Genomic DNA, 18,465 nt, shown 5'->3' with positions numbered 1-18,465 from the left:
AGCGATGACGAACGACGACAACCCCGATCTTCTCGACTATCTGAAGCGGACCTCACTGGAGCTGATCGAGACCCGGCGACGGCTGCGGGAAGTGGAGGCCGCCGCGACCGAGCCTGTCGCGATCGTGGGTGTCGCGTGCCGCTTTCCGGGCGGGGTGACTTCCCCCGAACAGCTGTGGGACCTGGTGCGGACCGGCGGGGACGCGGTGTCGGACCTCCCGCGGGACCGGTACTGGGACCTCGAAGCGCTCTACGACCCGGACCCGGACCGGCCCAACACCTGCTACACACGCTCCGGCGGATTCCTGTACGACGCGGGGGACTTCGACGCCGAGTTCTTCGGCATCAGCCCGCGGGAGGCACTGGCCGCCGATCCGCAGCACCGGCTCATGCTGGAGGTCTCCTGGGAGTCCCTGGAACGGGCCGGCATCGACCCGCAGACCCTGCACGGCAGCAACACGGGGGTCTTCACGGGCCTGGCGTACTTCGGGTACGGGAATCACTTCTTCACCCCCGAAACCATCTCCGGCTACGGACAGACCGGTTCGCTGCTGAGCGTGGCGTCCGGCCGGGTGGCGTACGCACTGGGGCTCGAAGGCCCCGCGGTGTCGGTGGACACGGCGTGTTCGTCGTCGCTCGTGGCCGTGCACCAGGCGGTGCGCTCGCTGCGGTCCTCGGAGTGCGAACTGGCGCTGGCCGGCGGGGTCACGGTGATGGGGACGAGCCAGGTGCTCCGGGAGGGTGCCCGGCAGCGGGGTCTGTCGCCGGACGGCCGGTGCAAGTCGTTCGCGGACGCGGCGGACGGCACCGGCATGGCCGAGGGTGTCGGGGTCCTGGTGCTGGAGCGGTTGTCGGACGCGTTGCGTCATGGGCGTCGTGTGTGGGGGGTGATCCGGGGTTCGGCGGTGAATCAGGATGGTGCGTCGAATGGGTTGACGGCGCCGAGTGGTCCGGCGCAGCAGGGGGTGATTCGGGCGGCGTTGGCGGATGCGGGGTTGGGGCCGTCGGATGTGGATGTGGTGGAGGCGCATGGGACGGGGACGAGGTTGGGTGATCCGATCGAGGCGGAGGCGTTGCTTGCGACGTATGGGCGGGAGCGGGTGGGTGGTCGTGCGTTGTGGTTGGGGTCGTTGAAGTCGAACATCGGTCATGCTCAGGCGGCTGCGGGTGTGGGTGGTGTGATCAAGATGGTGATGGCGATGCGGCATGGGTTTGTGCCGGGGTCGTTGCATGTGGATCGGCCGTCGCGGCATGTGGACTGGTCGTCGGGTGGGGTGGAGTTGTTGGTGGAGGGGCGGGAGTGGGTGCGTTCGGGGGGTCCTCGTCGGGCGGGTGTGTCGTCGTTCGGGGTGAGTGGCACGAATGCGCATGTGATTGTGGAGGAGGCGCCGGTTCGGTCTCCGGCTGTGGTTTCGGGGGAGTCGGGGTCGGGGTTGGGGTCGGTGGTGGGTGGGGTGGTGCCGTGGGTGGTGTCGGGGCGGTCGCAGGCGGCGTTGCGTGCGCAGGCGGAGAGGCTGCGTGTGCGGGTGGCGGGTGATGCGGGTGTCGATGTGGCTGATGTGGGGTGGTCGTTGGTGTCGGGGCGGTCGTGTTTCGAGCATCGGGCGGTGGTGCTGGGGCGTGGGCGGGAGGAACTGCTCGACGGTCTGGAAGCCCTGGCCGCCGGTACGGAATCGGCGCGCGTGGTGCGCGGAGCGGCAGGCGGCCTCGGCAGCACAGCACTCGTGTTTCCGGGCCAAGGGCCCCGATGGATCGGGATGGGCCGGGAGCTCTACGAGACCTTCCCCGTCTTCGCGCACAGCATCGACGAGACCTGCGCACGCCTCGATCCGCTGCTCCCGTTCGAGCTGAAGCCCCTGCTGCTCGCCGACGACAACGCGGAAAGTCCGGCCGACCGGACCGACATGGCGCAGCCGGCGCTGTTCGCGCTCCAGGTGGCCCAGTACCGGCTGATGGCGCGGTACTGCCCGCCACCGAACCACCTGATCGGTCACTCCGTCGGCGAGATCGCCGCCGCGCACGTGTCGGGAGCGATCGACCTGGACGGTGCGGTGATGCTCGTGGCCGCTCGCGGACGTGCCATGCAGAAGGTCACCGAGCGAGGCGCCATGCTGGCCGTGCGCGCCGCCGAGGACACCGTGCGAGGGCTGCTCCACCCGTACGAACACGTCGACGTCGCCGCGGTCAACGGTCCGGAGTCGGTCGTCGTCTCGGGCGCCCGCGGCGAGGTGTACGAACTCCGGGACCAGCTGGTCGCCCTCGGCACCCCCGTGAAACTGCTCAAGGTCGACCACGCGTTCCACTCGCCTCTGACGCAACCGATCCTGGACGAGTTCGCCGACACGCTCGGTCCGCTCCAGGCAGGCGAGATGGTGATACCCGTCATCTCCACCAGAACGGGCCGCCCTGCCACGATCGAGGAGCTGACCTCCGTCGAGCACTGGGTGCGCCACGTCCGCGAACCCGTCCGGTTCCACGACGCGGTGGAGTGCGCCCGTACCGCGGGCGCGACCGTCTTCGTCGACGCCGGGCCGGGATCGGCACTCGCGAGCACCACCGAGGACGCTCTCACCGCCGCGGGCGTGGACGGCGCGCTGGTCCTCTCGCCCGCCCGGCAGGGCCGAGGCCCGGTGCGGGCGCTGCTCGGCGCACTGGCGCGGCTGCACGTCCGGAGCGGGACCGTGGACTGGGGAGCCCTGATCGGGGCGCGGCAGCAGGTGGACCTCCCGACCTACGCCTTCCAGCGGGAGCGGTACTGGCTGGACTTCCTCGCCGGGACGGACGCCGGGACCGTGACCTCGGTGGGGTTGTCGGCCCCGGGACACCCGCTGCTCGGCGCCGCGGTGGACCACCCGAGCACCGGCGAGGTGGTGTTCACCGGCCGGTGGTCCCTGCACACCCACGACTGGCTGGCCGATCACCTGGTGTTCGGCTCGGCCGTCCTGCCGGCGACGGCCCACCTGGACATGGCGCTGTCCGTCGGCGCCGCGGTCGGATGCGCCGCCGTCGAGGAGCTCACCCTGGAGGTCCCCCTGGTCGTTCCGGACTCCGGCGGCGTGCGGGTACGGGTGGTCGTCGGCGCGGCGGACGAGGGGAGCCACCGCTCCGTCGACGTGTACTCACGTCCCGACGAGGTCGAGGGGACGGCGGACGGCTGGACCAGGCACGCGACCGGGACCCTGATGCCGCGGACGGCCGGGAGGACCGACCGGACACCCGCGCTCGCCGAGTGGCCGCCGGCCGGGGCCGAGCGGCTCGGCATCGGCGATCTCTATGAACGCTTCGCAGACCTCGGCTTCGAGTACGGTCCCGCCTTCCGCGGGCTGAGGGACGTGTGGCGCCGCGGCGGCGACCTCTTCGCCCTGGCCGCGCTGCCCCCCGCCGCCGACGGCGCGGCCGGCGGCCGATTCGCCCTGCATCCGGCACTGATCGACGCCGCACTGCACGCGGTGGTGGCCGGTGGCGGCCTCGATGTGGCCGCGGGACAGAGCTGGCTGCCCTTCTCGTGGTCCGAGGTGGACCTGGTCGGGGAGTGCGGTCCGAGCGTGCGACTGCGGATCTCGCCCGCCGGTGACGACGGCGTCGTGTCCGTGACGATCGCCGACGAGCAGGGCCACGACGTCGCCCGCGTCGGCGCCCTGGCGTTCCGGCCGGTGAGCTCCGAGCACCTGCGCACGGTGCGCGGCGGGCCTGAGCGATCGCTGTTCGAGCTGGCGTGGCGCCCGCTCCGGGCGAGCGGGCGGGAGACCGACCGCCGCCCGTGCCGCGTTCTCGGCGAGGAGCGGGGCGCCGCCTCGCGCCTGGCCGACGTCTTCGACGGCATCGTGTTCCACCCGTCCGTCGAAGACGTCCTGCGGCAAGAACCACCCCGTGACCTCGTGCTGTGCCTGGACGACCTCGTGAACACCAACACCGGTCTGCTCACCGCGGTACAGGGCACCGGCGCCCGCGTCCTGGACCAGGTGCAGCGGTTCCTCGGCGAGGAGCGGCTGGCGGACACCACGCTGGTGGTGCTCACCCGTCGGGCCGTCGACACCGACGGGGAAGGCGTCGACAGCCTCCCCGGCGCCTCGGTGTGGGGCCTGATCCGGTCCGCGCAGAGCGAGCACCCCGGCAGGTTCCGGCTGCTGGACATCGACGACGAGGAGTCGTCCTGGGCCCGCCTGCCGGACGCCCTCGTCGCAGACGAGAGTCAACTCGCCCTACGTAAAGGGGCGTTGCTCGCCCCCCGGATGGTGCAGAGCGGTCCCGCGTCCCACCGCATCGATCCGCCGGCGGCGGGTGCGCACCGGCTGGGCATCCCCGTCCGCGGGACGCTGGAGAACGTGACGTGGGTGGCCTGCCCGGAGGTGGCAGCACCCTTGCGGAGCGGCCAGGTACGCGTCGCCGTGCACGCCGCGGGTCTCAACTTCCGGGACGTCACGATCGCCCTGGGGCTGGTGGAGCGCACGGCCATCGACGACGGGCTCGGCAGTGAGGGCGCCGGAACGGTGACGGAGGTCGCCCCCGACGTGACGCGGTTCGCGCCGGGCGACCGGGTGATGGGCAGCTTCTCCGGCGCCTTCGGTCCTGTGGCCGTGGCGGATCAGCGCATGCTCATGCCCGTTCCCGACGGGTGGAGCTACGCCGAGGCCGCCTCCGTACCCGGTGCCTACATCACCGCCCACTACGCGCTCTTCCACCTGGCGAAGCTGGAGAAGGGCCAACGGATACTCATCCACGCCGCCGCGGGAGGCGTCGGCATGGCCGCCGTGCACCTCGCCCGGCACATCGGCGCCGAGGTCTACGCCACCGCGAGTCCGGCCAAGTGGCCGACCCTGCGCGCGCTGGGTCTCGACGACGAGCACCTGGCATCGTCCCGCGACCTGGAATTCGCCGATAAGTTCCTGGACACGTCGGACGGCTGCGGTGTCGACGTCGTGCTGAACTCCCTCACGCACGAGTTCGTCGACGCCTCGATGACGCTGTTGCCGTCGGGCGGCGACTTCATCGAGATGGGCAAGACCGACATCCGCGACCCCCAGCAGGTCGCCGCGAGCCACCCGGGAGTGGTCTACCAGGCATTCGACCTCTACGAGGCAGGCCTCGACGCGCTCCACGAGATCTTCCTGGCCGTCATGGAGCTGTTCGCCGACGGGCGGGTGTCGCGCCTCCCGATCACCCTGTGGAACATCCGCGACGCGCGCAAGGCGTTCCGCGAGATGAGCCAGGGGCGGCACACCGGGAAGCTGGTCCTTGAGATGGGCGACGGCTTCGGCGGCGGGACGGTACTGGTCACCGGCGGCACGGGGGGCGTCGGCTCGCTCGTCGCACGGCACCTCGTCACCGAGCATGGTGTACGAAGCCTGGTGCTGGCGAGCCGCCGGGGAGCGGCGGCCCCCGGTGCCGCCGGTCTCGTCGCCGAGCTGACCCGGGCGGGTGCGCTCGTCAGGGCCGTGGCCTGCGACGTCGCGGACCGGGCGGCGCTGGCGGACGTGCTCGCGGACATGCCCCCCGAGTACCCGCTGACGGCGGTCGTGCACGCGGCGGGCGGACTCGATGACGGCACCGTCGAGTCGCTGACCGGGGAGAGCCTCGAACGGGTGCTGCGCGCCAAGGCCGGCGGTGCGATCAACCTGCACGAACTGACCCGGGGCCACAACCTCTCCGCGTTCGTCCTGTTCTCCGCGCTCGCCGGCACGCTGGGCACCGCAGGACAGGCCAACTACGCCGCTGCCAACGCGTTCCTGGACGGCCTGGCGGCGCAGCGCCGGGCGGCCGGCCAGGTGGGTGCCTCACTGTGCTGGGGCTGGTGGGAGCAGCGCACCGGCATGACCGAGGACCTGAACAGCGCCGACGTCTCCCGGGCCCGCCGACTGGGCATCGCCGAGATGCCGACCGACGAAGCGCTGGCCCTCTTCGACGCCGCACGCGCGGCCGGCAAGCCGGTACTCCTTCCGGCCCGCATGGACATCCCCGCGCTGCGCGCCAGGACGGGTGACGAACTGCCGGCGCTGCTGCGCGATCTCGTCGACGGCGGTCGTCCGCGCCGCGACGCGGCCGGCGCGCACACCGGTGGCCCGCTCGGCCTGTCCGCCGGGCTGACCGAGCTGTCCGGCGAGGAGGCCGAGACGGCCGTACTCGCCCTGCTTCGCGAACAGGTGACCGTCGTGCTCGGACACCCGGCGGGTGCGGCCGTCGACATGGACCAGGCATTCACGCACCTCGGCTTCGACTCGCTCACCGCCGTCGAACTGTGCAACCGGCTTGCCTCGGCCACCGGGCTGCGCCTGCCGTCCACCCTGGTCTTCAACCACCCGACACCACGTGAGATGGCGCAGTACCTGCTGGAGCAGCTCCGTCCGGCCACGGGTCCCGGTGACACGGACGACGAGGAGATACGTGCGGTACTGCGCAGCGTCCCGATCGACAGGCTGCGCGGCGCGGGACTGCTGGACCTGATCCTGGCGTGTGCCGACCCGTCCCGACCCGCCGCCGACGACCGGGCCCCGGACGCGGCCGGAGACACGGTCGAACTGACCGCCCTGGACCTGGACGCACTGGTCGACCTGGCTCTGAACGAGAGGGATGAGTGACATGAGTGATGCCACCAATCGTGCCGCGGACCGGGTCGAGCGGGCGCTGCGCGTGGTTCTGGCGGAGCGCGACCGGCTCAGGCAGGAGAATGAGGCCCTGAAGGCGGAGCGCTCCGAGCCGATCGCCGTGGTGGCCATGGCGTGCCGCTACCCCGGCGGTGTGACATCGCCCGAACAACTGTGGGAGATGGTGCGCGCGGGAGTGGACGCGGTGGGCGAGTTCCCGCAGGACCGCGGGTGGCGCGACGTGTACGACCCCGATCCGGAGGCCATCGGCGGCTCGTATGTGCGGCACGGCGGGTTCCTGACCGACGCGGACGCCTTCGACCCGGAGTTCTTCGGCATCGGTCCCCGGGAGGCGCTCGCGATGGACCCGCAGCAGCGCCTGCTGCTCGAGACGTCGTGGGAGGTCTTCGAACGGGCCGGCGTCGTCCCCGCCGACGTGCAGGGTTCCAAGATCGGCGTATTCACCGGAATGAGTTCGTCCGAATACGGGGCGCGGTTCCTGGAGGGCGAGAAGAACGAGCTTGAGGGCTACCTGATGCAGGGCAGCGCGTTGAGCGTGGCCTCCGGCCGGGTGGCCTACCATCTCGGGCTCACCGGACCGGCGATGTCGGTGGACACCGCGTGCTCGTCGTCGCTGGTCGCCCTGCACCTGGCCGTACGGTCACTGCGGGCGGGGGAGTCCTCGCTCGCGCTGGCCGGCGGCGCGTTGGTGATGGCGACGAACGAGATCTTCGTGGAGTTCTCCCGGCAGCGCGCGTTGTCCGCGGACGGCCGGTGCAAGTCCTTCGCGGACGGAGCCGACGGGACCGGCTGGGCCGAAGGGGTGGGTGTGCTGCTGCTGGAGCGGCTCGGCGACGCCCACCGCAACGGGCACCCGGTGCTCGCCGTCGTCCGGGGTTCGGCGGTGAATCAGGATGGTGCGTCGAATGGGTTGACGGCGCCGAGTGGTCCGGCGCAGCAGGGGGTGATTCGGGCGGCGTTGGCGGATGCGGGGTTGGGGCCGTCGGATGTGGATGTGGTGGAGGCGCATGGGACGGGGACGAGGTTGGGTGATCCGATCGAGGCGGAGGCGTTGCTTGCGACGTATGGGCGGGAGCGGGTGGGTGGTCGTGCGTTGTGGTTGGGGTCGTTGAAGTCGAACATCGGTCATGCTCAGGCGGCTGCGGGTGTGGGTGGTGTGATCAAGATGGTGATGGCGATGCGGCATGGGTTTGTGCCGGGGTCGTTGCATGTGGATCGGCCGTCGCGGCATGTGGACTGGTCGTCGGGTGGGGTGGAGTTGTTGGTGGAGGGGCGGGAGTGGGTGCGTTCGGGGGGTCCTCGTCGGGCGGGTGTGTCGTCGTTCGGGGTGAGTGGCACGAATGCGCATGTGATTGTGGAGGAGGCGCCGGTTCGGTCTCCGGCTGTGGTTTCGGGGGAGTCGGGGTCGGGGTTGGGGTCGGTGGTGGGTGGGGTGGTGCCGTGGGTGGTGTCGGGGCGGTCGCAGGCGGCGTTGCGCGCACAGGCGGAGAGGCTGCGTGTGCGGGTGGCGGGTGATGCGGGTGTCGATGTGGCTGATGTGGGGTGGTCGTTGGTGTCGGGGCGGTCGTGTTTCGAGCATCGGGCGGTGGTGCTGGGGCGTGGCCGCAAGGAACTGCTCGACGGTCTGGAAGCCCTGGCCGCCGGTACGGAATCGGCGCGCGTGGTGCGCGGAGCGGCAAGCGATCCGGGGGGCGTGGTCTTCGTGTTTCCCGGCCAGGGCTCGCAGTGGGCGGGGATGGGCCGGGAGCTCTACGAGACCTTCCCCGTCTTCGCGCACAGCATCGACGAGTGCGCGGCCGCGCTGCGTGAATGGACCGACTGGCCGCTGCTCGACGTCGTGTGCGGCGTCGAAGGAGCTCCCGCGCTGGACCGGGTGGACGTGGTCCAGCCCGCGCTGTTCTCCGTGATGGTCTCGCTCGCCGCGTTGTGGCGGTCCTGGGGTGTGGAACCGGCCGCTGTGACGGGCCACAGTCAGGGCGAGATAGCCGCCGCATACGTGTGCGGGGCACTGTCGTTGCGTGACGCGACGCGGGTCGTGGCGCTGCGCAGCAAAGCACTGGTGGACCTGATCGGGCACGGCGGGATGGCGTCCGTCGCTCAGCCCGTGGACCTCGTCGAGGCCGGTATCGCCCCCTGGAAGGACCGATTGAGCGTCGCCGTCGTCAACGGGCCCGGATCGGTGGTGATCTCCGGAGAACCGGAGGCACTCGACGAGTTCGTCGAGAAGGCGCGGGCCGAAGGCGCCCAGGCCCGGCGGATATCGGTGTCGTACGCCTCTCATTCGCACCAGGTGAGCCGGGTCCGCGACCAGGTGATCCGCCCACTGGCCGATGTCCGTCCGAGAACGTCGGACCTGCCCCTGTACTCGACTCTGACCGGCGAACCCATCGACACCGCCGGCATGGACGGCACCTACTGGTACGAAAACCTGCGCCGGCAGGTCCTGTTCGCCCCCTCCGTGCGGCGCCTGCTCGACGACGGCTTCCGGGTCTTCATCGAAATGAGCCCGCACCCCGTGCTGACCCACCCGGTGCAGGAGACGGTCGAGGGCGAGGACATCGACGACGCACTCGTCCTGTCGTCGTCGCGGCGGGACCGTGGCGCGGTCGAGTCCGTCGTCGGATCGCTGGCGCAGCTGCACGTGCGGGGCGGGGCCGTCGACTGGCACGCCCTCTCCGGGGAGCGTCGGCGAGTGGATCTCCCCACGTACGCGTTCCAGCGGCAGCGGTACTGGCTGAACTCCTCGCACACGGCGGCGGCGGTCGAGACGCCCCCGGCGGAGCCGGACGAGGGCGCACCCGATGCCGTCACCCTCGCGGCCGAGCTGCCCACCCTCTCCGCCGAGGCCGCCGAGGCACGGGTGCTGGCGTACGTGCGCGAGGTCGTCGCCGTCGTACTCGGCCACCCGTCCGGCGAGATCATCGACCCCGACCAGGTGTTCGCCGAGATCGGGTTCAACTCGCTGGCGTCGCTGGAGCTGAGTAAGCGCCTGAACGACACGACCGGACTCGGACTCCGGGCCAACGTGGCGTTGCTGCACCCGTCCCCCAGGCAGCTCGCCCGGCACGTCCTCGCCGCCATGAGCGACGGCGCCCCGAGCTAAATCCGGCACGTCCCCGGCCTCCTGGCCACCCGCGACGCCGGGCAGCTGTCCCGCCGGCGGGACATGCGCAACCCCGAACGCACGCCGCCTGCCGCGGTGTTCGGTTGTCTTGAACCGCTCGGCCCGCTGCGTGAACGTGGGAGTGAGAGGTCCGTCGGCGCAGGGGAATGGGGAAGCGACGTGGGACGCAGCGGCATGGACACGGACGTGGTGATCGCGGGCGCCGGGCCCACCGGCATGATGCTCGCCTGCGAGCTGCGGCTGGCAGGTGTCGACGTGGTCGTCGTCGACCGGCTCGCACACCGGGCGGACGAGTCGCGGGCCGGCGGCCTGCACGCCCGCACACTGGAGGTGCTGGACCAGCGCGGCGTCCTGGACCGCTTCCTGGCGCTCGGCGAACTCCACGCGGTGGGCCACTTCTCCGGGCTGTGGCTCGACTTCGACGAGCCCGAGTCGCGCCACCCCAGACCGCTGATGATCGTGCAGTCCGTCGTCGAGCGACTGCTGGAGGAGTGGGCCGCCGAACTCGGCGTACGGGTGCGCTGGTCCTCCGAGGTGACCGGGCTGCGCCAGGACGAGACCGGAGTGACGGTCGAGCTGAGCACGGGCGAGGCGGAAACCACCACGCTGACCGCCCCCTACCTTGTGGGGTGCGACGGCGGACGCAGCGCGGTGCGCAAGCTGTCGGGGATCACCTTCCCCGGCACTCCGGCGACCATGACGGCGCTGCTCGGCGACGTCGAGTTCACCTCCCTGGAGGAGGACTACATCTTCGGCCGCCGCTGTCCCGGCGGCCACTTCTCGGTGCTGCCGCTCGAACCCGGCTTCTTCCGGGTGATGACCTCCGAGTACCACTATGTCGCGGGCCGCGACGCCCCCGTGACGTTCGAGCAGCTCAGGGAATCACTGATCAGGCTCGCCGGCACGGACTGGGGCATGCACAGCCCACGCTGGGTCTCCCGGTTCGGCGACGCCGCGCGGCAGGCTTCCCGCTACCGCGACGGCCGGGTGATGCTCGCGGGCGACGCGGCGCACATCCACTTCCCAGCCGGCGGACAAGGGCTGAACGTGGGCGTCCAGGACGCGGTCAACCTGGGCTGGAAGCTCGCCTCGGTGCTGCGCGGCGAGGCGGACGAGGACCTCCTGGACACGTACCACACCGAGCGTCACCCGGTCGGCGAGCGGCTGCTGCACAACACGCGGGCGCAGTCGGCGCTGGCTCGTCCCGGCGCCGACATCGACGCGCTGCGCGACGTGTTCGGCTCCCTCATCGTGATCGACGAGGTCAACCGGCGGCTGATCGGCATGATCACCGGGCTGGACATCCGGTACCCGGTCGGCGGCGACCACCCGCTGACCGGCAGGCGGGTCCCCGACGCCGACCTCAAGACGCCGGCCGGCGCCACACACGTGTACGAACTGCTGCATCGGGCCCGCCCGGTGCTGCTCGATCTGCGAGGCGGTCCCGAGGCGGCGGCCGTCGCCGACGGCTGGGCCGATCGCGTCGACGTTGTCGCGGCTCGCGCCGAGGACGAGACGTGGCTCGTGCGGGACGCCGGGGAAGTCCCGGTGCCCGACGCGCTTCTCATCCGGCCCGACGGCCACGTCGCCTGGGTGGCCCCCGTGGGCGGGGCGCCGGACGTCGCCGCGCTCAGGACCGCTCTGACGACCTGGTTCGGCGCCGCCCGGCGGGATGGCCGGGCGGGCGCCGTGCCTCCAACAGCACTGACCTGAGCCGCGAGTTCGTCCGGTTCTCCGATCTTTAGCCGAAGGGATGATCCGCGTGCGGATGTTCGACGCGTCGTCTGCGCACAGGGGATTGTGGCTGGCCCAGAAAATGGTCCCCGCAACGCTGAACCACGCGATGTTCATGTGGGATGTGGGCGGCCGACTGGACACGGCCGTCATGGCCGACACGTTCCGGTACGTGCTGGACGAGGCGGAGGTGCTCCGGGTCACCTTCACCGACGGTGACGACGACGGACTGCGCCTCGCCGTCCGCGAACTGGGTGACTGGAGTCCGTTCTTCCTGGACGTCAGCGACGCGGCCGACAGCGAGCGGGCGGCGCTCGACGAGCTGGGCAGGATGGTGGGCAAGCCGTTCGACCTCGAGCACGACCTGCTCCTTCGGATGGGAGTGGTCACACTCGCGCCGGACCGCTGTCTCGTAGTGGTCATCTACCACCACCTCGTCTCCGACGGCTACGGGGCGGGCGGCATGCTGTCGCGCCGCCTGGCCGAGGTCTACACCGCCCTGACGGCGGGTTCGCCGGTGCCGCCCCTGCCGCAGCCGTGGGCTGTCGAGCCGTTCACGGCCGACGCCGTGCGGTACCGCGGCTCCGCGGAGTTCGCCGCCGACGCGGAGTTCTGGCGCACCTACCTGGCGAAGGCGCCCACGCCCGCGCAGATCCCCCGTGTCACGATGTCCGACGCGACGCGGTCCGCGCTCAGCGAACCGGTCGGTCCCGCCGATCGCTGGTCGCGGCTCGCCGAGTCCATCGGCATGGTGAGCCGGACGCTGACCGTCGCGCACGACGAGGCGCGGCAATGGACCGAGTCCGCGAAATCCATGGGCGTGTGGATGTCGTCGTTCGTGGCCGCGGCGGCGGCGGTGTACTTCCGCCACCGCTGCGACCGCCCCGACTTCCTCTTCTCGCTCGTCGCCGCCAACCGGTCGGGGACGTCGAGCACGGTCCCGGGGCTCGCGGTGAACGTGGTGCCGGTGCGGATGCGGGTCCCGCTCGGCGCGACCTTCGCCGAGATCGCCGACGCGGTGGTGGACGAGACGTACCGCATCTTCGGCCACACCGCCTGCCACTACTCCGACATCGTCGAGGTGAGCGAGTCCGAGCTGAGCGAGCGCAGCAGTTTCGGTGCCGCCATCAACATCATCGAAGGCATGGAGGAACTCGACTTCGCCGGGCTCAGGGCCCACCACATCGGCGCGACGACCGGCGCGTTCAACGATCTCCAGATCGGCGTCTACACCGACGGGCGTGCCGACAGCGACCTGTTCATCCGGTTCGAGGCGCCCCCGGACCTGTACTCGGCCGCCGAGCTGCGGATCATCGGCACCGAACTGATCTCGTTCATCCGCGCGGCGGTCGCCGGGGGACCGCAGCTGCCCGTCGGCGCCCTGGACATCGTGAGCGGCGCCGAACGCGACCGGCTCCTGACCCCGCCGCACCACGTCGAAACGCCGCAGGCGGACGCGACACTCGACGAGCTGTTCACCCAACAGGCGCAGCGGACCCCCGACGCCGACGCCGTGGTCTGCGGGGACTCGGCGGTCTCCTACCAGGCACTGGACGAGCGATCGAGCCGGCTGGCCGAGGCGCTGCGGCGCCGGGGCGTCGGACCCGAGGGCGTCGTGGCCGTAGCCCTGCCGCGATCGGCCGACCTGGTCGTCGCCCTGCTGGCCGTCATGAAGGCCGGCGGGGCCTACCTGGCGGTCGACGCCGCCCTCCCGGCGGAGCGCACCGGCTCCGTGATGCGCGACAGTGCGGTACGCCTGTGGCTCACCGACGCGGCCACGGCCAAGGCACGCGCCCCAGAACCGGACGTTCCGCTGTTCCTCCTCGACGAGATCCCGTCGGACGGCGCGGACGAGGACGCCGCCGAGCCACGGAGTGCGGACAGCCTGGCGGCCGTGATGTACGGCAGCGAACCGGGTCTCCCGGTCACCGGAGTCGCCGTGACCCACCGCAACCTGCGTCGGTTGGTCACCGACCGCCGCTGGCAGGCCGGTGCCCGCGGTGCCGTGCTGTGGCACACACCGCACACCCATGACGTCCTCCCTCTCGAACTGTGGGCACCCCTGCTGGCCGGCGGCACGGTCGTCGTGGCCCCCCAGGGAGAGCTGGACATCGACACGTTGAACGAGGCCCGGGACACGCATGCGGTCTCCACGGTGTGGCTGCCACCGGGACTGTTCTCGACGATCGCCTCGGAACACCCGGAAGCAGTGGCCGGCCTGCGCGAGGTGTGGACCGGCGGCGAGCGGGTGTCGGCGGCCGCGGTGCGACGGTTGCGGCTGGCCCGCCCCGAGCTGACGATCGTCGTGGGCCACGGTCCGACGGAGACGACGGTGCTCGCCGCAGGCGACCGGCTGGCCTCGGACGAGCCTGCCCACTACACGGAGGCACTCGGCCGACCGGTGGACAACACCACCCTGTTCGTGCTCGGCCCCGGACTGGCACCGGTCTCCACCCCCGGCGGGGTCGGCGAACTGTACGTGGCCGGGCCCGGCGTCGCACGCGGATACCGCGGCCGTCCCGGAAGCACCGCGCAGCGCTTCGTCCCCTGCCCGTTCGGGCCCGGCGGGTCACTCATGTACCGGACCGGCGACCGGGTCCGGTGGGGCACCGACGGCCGGATCGAGTACGTGGGCAGGGTCGGCACCGAGATGCGGGTACGCGACTCCTGGACCGACCCGGCCGCGGCCGAGGAGGTGCTGTCCGAACACCCCGGACTCGCGCAGTCGGTGGTGGTCGTCAGGGAGGACGACGCCGGACAGCAACGCCTGGTGGCGTACGTGGTCCCGGTGGGCGGCCGGGTCGTCGGCGGCGACGGCGCGCGCGACCACCGGGCCGGCCTCTCCGAGGGCGAGCTGCGCCGGTTCACGGCGGGCCGGTTGCCCGAATCCGCGGTGCCTTCGGTGTTCGTCGTGCTGGAGCGGCTGCCGGTGACTCCCGGCGGGCGGGTGGACCGGGCGGCACTGCCGAAGCCCGAGTTCGGGGACGGCCCCTACCGGGCCCCGCGCAACGACACCGAGCGCATCCTCACCGAGGCGTTCGCCGAGGTGCTGGAGCTGGAACGGGTGGGCATCGACGACGACTTCTTCGACCTCGGCGGGAACTCACTGCGGGCGATCAGACTGGTCGGCCTGATCCGTACGCAACTGAACCTCGAAGTGTCCATCCGCACGCTCTTCGCGGCGCGCACGGTCACCGGTCTGTCGGACATGTGGGACGACCTCTCCCGGTCCAGCAGGCCCGCCCTGCGCAGGAGAACGAAGGGCGGGCAGGCCCTGTGAACCACATGGCCCCCGCCCGGGCGGCCGACGCGCCCCCGCGTCTCGCCGGCGGGACAGCCCACCACGGCACCCGGCGGGCCGGCCCCGCCGCGGTCGCCCGACACCGGCGGAGGGGGTGACCCGGATGCGTCTCTACTGCCTTCCCTACGCGGGCGGATCGGCCGAACGGATCTACGCCGGATGGCGGGGCCGCCTGCCGGGCCTGACCCGCGGCCGGGTCGAGATCGTGCCCGTGGAGCTGCCCGGCCGGGGCAGCCGCATGAGTGAGAGCCCCGTTCCGCTGGCCGACGCGCTCGTCGCCGGCGTGGTGCGGCAGATCCTCCCCTGGCGGGAGACCCCGTTCGCGCTGTTCGGCCACAGTCTGGGGGCCATGCTCGCCATGGAGGCCGCCCGCGTCCTGCAACACCGCCACGGTGTGCCGGCGGCCGCGCTGTTCGTGTCGGGCGCCGGTGCCCCCGGCCCCGGTGTGTCGGGTCCCGGTGCGTCGGGTCCGGCGGACTGGCTGCTCCCGGACGCCGAGTTCCGGGCCCGGCTGCGGGGACTCGCCGGAACACCGCCGGCGGTTCTCGAGAACGACGACTTGATGGCTATGTTCATGCCCGTCCTGCGCGCCGACTTCGCGGTCGCCGGACAGCTGTGCCGGCGCGGTGGCCGGCCCGTCTCGGCGCCGATCACCGTACTCGGCGGCGACAGCGACAGCGAGGTGCCGATCTCCCGGCTGGCCGGCTGGAGGGTGTACTCGACCGCGGCCACCGTTGTCCGCGTGCTTCCCGGCGGTCACTTCTTCATCGACGAGTCGCCCGAGCAGGTGATCGCGGAGGTCGTCCGCCGACTACGGGATGTCGAGACCGTTGAGGCCGACCGGTCCATCCCGCACTCCGACTGGGGCGCGGGCCGCCCCGCCCGGTGACCGCGGCGGAACGCCTCGTCGTAGCAGCCGGTCGGGCCGGTACCCGCCGGCCGAAGCGCCGCGCAACCCGGCGCCGTCTGCTCCACCGAGGTCCGCCGGCCGCGTTGTCGCAGCCTCCTGGCCACCACCACCCTTGGCCGGTGCCGCAGTGCACTCGACGCGTCGATCGGAGACATCCCATGAATCGCGACCTGCTGATGTGCGACACCACGTACTTCCGCGTCGACTACGTCATCAACCCGTACATGGACGTCGCCGTCCAGCCCGACCTGATCCGGGCGCGGCGGGAACACGAGGCCATCGCCGAGACCCACCGGACGACCGGTCGCACCGTACGCCGGATTCCGTCGGCGCCCGAGTGCCCGGACATGGTCTACACCGCGAACATGGCGTTCGTCGCCTCCGGCCTCGCGGTGCTCGGGGTGCCGCCCGTCGAGCGGAGCGCGGAAATCCCGTACGTGCGGTCCTGGTTGAAGGACCACCAGTTCGAGGTCCTGGACTGCCCGTACGATTTCAGCGGGCAGGGCGACGCTCTGGTCTGCGGCCGGCACCTGTTTGTGGGCCACGGACAGCGGACCGATCGCCGGGTGCCTGGACTGCTCGGCGAGCTCTACGGGTTTGACGTCGTCCCCCTGCAGGTCAGCAGCGAGCGCTGGTACGACCTCGACCTGGCGGTGGGGGTGATCGGTCCCGACACTGTGGCCTGCTGCCCCGAGGCGCTCGACCGCCCCAGCATGGCCGCGCTGAGATCACTCGATGTGGACATCATCGAGGTCTCCGTCGACGAGGCCGCCCGCTTCGCCCTGAACCTGATCAGCGACGGGCGGACCGTCACGATGACGCGCGGTGCTCCGGACCTGGCCGCCAAGGTGCGCGAACGCGGGATGACCGTCGTCGAACTCGACACCGACGAGCTGCGCAAGGGCGGCGGTGGCGTCCGCTGCACGGCACTGACGCTGGACAACAGCGCCCCGGAATGACCGTGGCGGCGGGGCTGCGCGGTGACGCGCGAAGAGCCCGCGCGAAACGGCGAACGCGGAAAACATTGGGCTGAATCGGCGAACTACCCTTCCGAAAAGGGATTTCCTCGGGAAAGGAACGCTCTCGTGTTCGTTCCACAACAATATCGTGAACCGGACTCGTCGTGGCTGATCGAACTGATCACTCGCAGTCCGCTGGCCTTGCTGACGTCCAACGGGCCGTCGGAGCAGGGCCCGTGGGCCACACATCTGCCCGTGATTCTCGACCCGCACCAGAACGGTGAGAGAACCGACGACCTCTCGGGCACCCTGCTCCTCGGGCACATGAATGTGCAGAACCCCCACTGGGCGGCACTCGAGGACGGGGACCCGGTACTGCTCGTCTTCGTCGGACCGCACGCCTATGTGTCACCGACGGTGTACCGGACGACTCCGGCGGCACCGACGTGGGACTTCACCTCGGTGCATGTGCACGGTGTGCTGGAAAAGATCCCGCCGGAGGAAGAGACGCTGGAAGTGGTGAAGGCGACGGTCCGGGAATTCGAGGGGAGGTTCGGCGCCGAATGGGACATGGCCGAATCCGTTGAATACTTCGAGCGTATTCTGCCGGGCGTGGGGGCATTTCGCGTCACCGTGTCGGATGCCGAGGGCATGTTCAAACTCAGCCAGGAACAGGAGGGCGAAGTCCGTGCCCGGGTGCAACAGTCCTTCGCCGACAGGCCGTGCAGCCGGCATCAGGCGGCAGCGGACCTCATGAGCCGCCTGCCCTGAGCCGACAGGACGGGCGAAGCGCACGGGGCCCCTCCCCGAGCCGCTGGCCCTCGGGCCGTCCCGACCTTTCCGGCCGCGTGAAGCGGTGGACAGCCGAGAACCGGACGCCGGGCCGGCGGCGGATCTCGCTCCGAAGCCGGACCCGCCGTCCACCTCCCGCACTCTCGTGATCTGCCCACGCCAGGAGCCCGACAGGAGTCATGAGTATGGTCAATTTCGGATTCCTTCCGAACTCGGACGAGAAATCCACTTTTGTGGACATGCTGCGATTGCGCGGTGAGAAGCAGCCCGACGAGACCGCCTATGTCTTCCTCCGGAGCGGCGAGGAACCACAGGAGTCGCTGACCTACCAGGGACTCCACGACGCCGCCTGCGTGCGAGCCGGAGCGTTCGCCGCAGCCGGGCTGTCGGGGCGGAACGCCGTGCTGCTGTACCCGTCGGGACTGGAGTTCGTACAAACGCTGCTGGGGGGCATGCTCGGACGCGTCGCCGGCGCTCCGGTACAGGTGCCGCGCAGCCGGGACGACGTGTTGCGACTGCGTCGGATCGCCGATGATGCGAGAACCACGACCGTACTCACCACGTCGGAGGTCGCCCGCGACCTCCAGGAGCGTTTCGGCGACATGCCCGCGCTCAGCGGCCTGTCTCTGCTGCCCACCGACGACCTCGATCTGGCGAACGCCGAGGAGAGCCTTCCGGCCCCGCCCGGGCCCGAGGACGTCGCGCTGCTCCAGTACACGTCCGGTTCGACCGGAGCGCCCAAAGGCGTCATGGTCAGCCATGCCAACTTCCTGGCCAACGTGGCGGAGACGGACGCGTTGTGGCCGTGCGAGCCCGCCGGCACGGTGGTGAACTGGCTGCCCCTCTTCCACGACATGGGCATGCTTTTCGGTGTGGTGCTGCCGTTGTGGGCGGGCATCCCCTCGTACCTCATGGCGCCGGAGGCGTTCATCCGACGGCCGGCGCGATGGCTGGAGGCCATGGCCCGGTTCGGAGGCACCCATGCCGCGGCACCGAGCTTCGCCTACGAACTGTGTGCCCGTGCCGCCGCGGACGGTCAGGCGC

At 71.2% G+C, this 18,465-nt stretch carries 8 protein-coding genes; all 8 read left to right on the top strand.

From position 1 onward, the window contains the following. Positions 1-4 precede the first annotated feature (4 nt). The gene (locus B9W62_RS00040) at positions 5-6,574 is read left to right on the top strand and encodes a type I polyketide synthase (protein ID WP_087803931.1); all 6,570 of its coding nucleotides are present in this window, start codon (positions 5-7) and stop codon (positions 6,572-6,574) included. 1 nt (position 6,575) lies between these two features. After that, on the top strand, positions 6,576-9,704 hold the full coding sequence (locus B9W62_RS00035) for a type I polyketide synthase (protein WP_373433656.1): 3,129 nt from the start codon (positions 6,576-6,578) through the stop codon (positions 9,702-9,704). Positions 9,705-9,884: 180 nt separating this feature from the next. Further along, positions 9,885-11,438 carry an FAD-dependent monooxygenase gene (locus B9W62_RS00030; protein ID WP_256976121.1) on the top strand — a complete coding sequence of 518 codons (1,554 nt, stop codon included), beginning with the start codon at positions 9,885-9,887 and terminating at the stop codon, positions 11,436-11,438. Positions 11,439-11,478: 40 nt separating this feature from the next. Then, positions 11,479-14,739, top strand: coding sequence for a non-ribosomal peptide synthetase (locus tag B9W62_RS00025; RefSeq protein ID WP_087803925.1), 3,261 nt, complete (start codon positions 11,479-11,481; stop codon positions 14,737-14,739). Positions 14,740-14,863: 124 nt separating this feature from the next. Next, entirely contained in the window at positions 14,864-15,649 is a 786-nt protein-coding gene (locus B9W62_RS00020) for a thioesterase II family protein (protein WP_087803923.1), read from the top strand. Between the two features lie 179 nt (positions 15,650-15,828). Then, positions 15,829-16,629 carry a dimethylarginine dimethylaminohydrolase family protein gene (locus B9W62_RS00015; protein ID WP_087803921.1) on the top strand — a complete coding sequence of 267 codons (801 nt, stop codon included), beginning with the start codon at positions 15,829-15,831 and terminating at the stop codon, positions 16,627-16,629. 126 nt (positions 16,630-16,755) lie between these two features. Beyond that, positions 16,756-17,400 carry an FMN-binding negative transcriptional regulator gene (locus B9W62_RS00010; protein ID WP_087803920.1) on the top strand — a complete coding sequence of 215 codons (645 nt, stop codon included), beginning with the start codon at positions 16,756-16,758 and terminating at the stop codon, positions 17,398-17,400. Positions 17,401-17,606: 206 nt separating this feature from the next. Further along, on the top strand, positions 17,607-18,465 hold an 859-nt coding region (locus B9W62_RS00005; RefSeq protein WP_256976120.1), incomplete at its 3' end, for an AMP-binding protein.

The sequence above is a fragment of the Streptomyces sp. CS113 genome, from assembly GCF_002188365.1.
GTDB lineage: Bacteria > Actinomycetota > Actinomycetes > Streptomycetales > Streptomycetaceae > Streptomyces > Streptomyces tendae.
Note: the sequence above shows the minus strand (reverse complement) of the source record. Positions and strands in the feature narration are given on the sequence as shown.

Excerpts from the sequence above, each read along its gene's own strand:
- B9W62_RS00040 (WP_087803931.1), top strand. The coding sequence starts at position 5 with ATGACGAACGACGACAACCCCGATCTTCTCGACTATCTGAAGCGGACC.
- B9W62_RS00035 (WP_373433656.1), top strand. The coding sequence starts at position 6,576 with ATGAGTGATGCCACCAATCGTGCCGCGGACCGGGTCGAGCGGGCGCTG.
- B9W62_RS00025 (WP_087803925.1), top strand. The coding sequence starts at position 11,479 with ATGATCCGCGTGCGGATGTTCGACGCGTCGTCTGCGCACAGGGGATTG.
- B9W62_RS00020 (WP_087803923.1), top strand. The coding sequence starts at position 14,864 with ATGCGTCTCTACTGCCTTCCCTACGCGGGCGGATCGGCCGAACGGATC.
- B9W62_RS00015 (WP_087803921.1), top strand. The coding sequence starts at position 15,829 with ATGAATCGCGACCTGCTGATGTGCGACACCACGTACTTCCGCGTCGAC.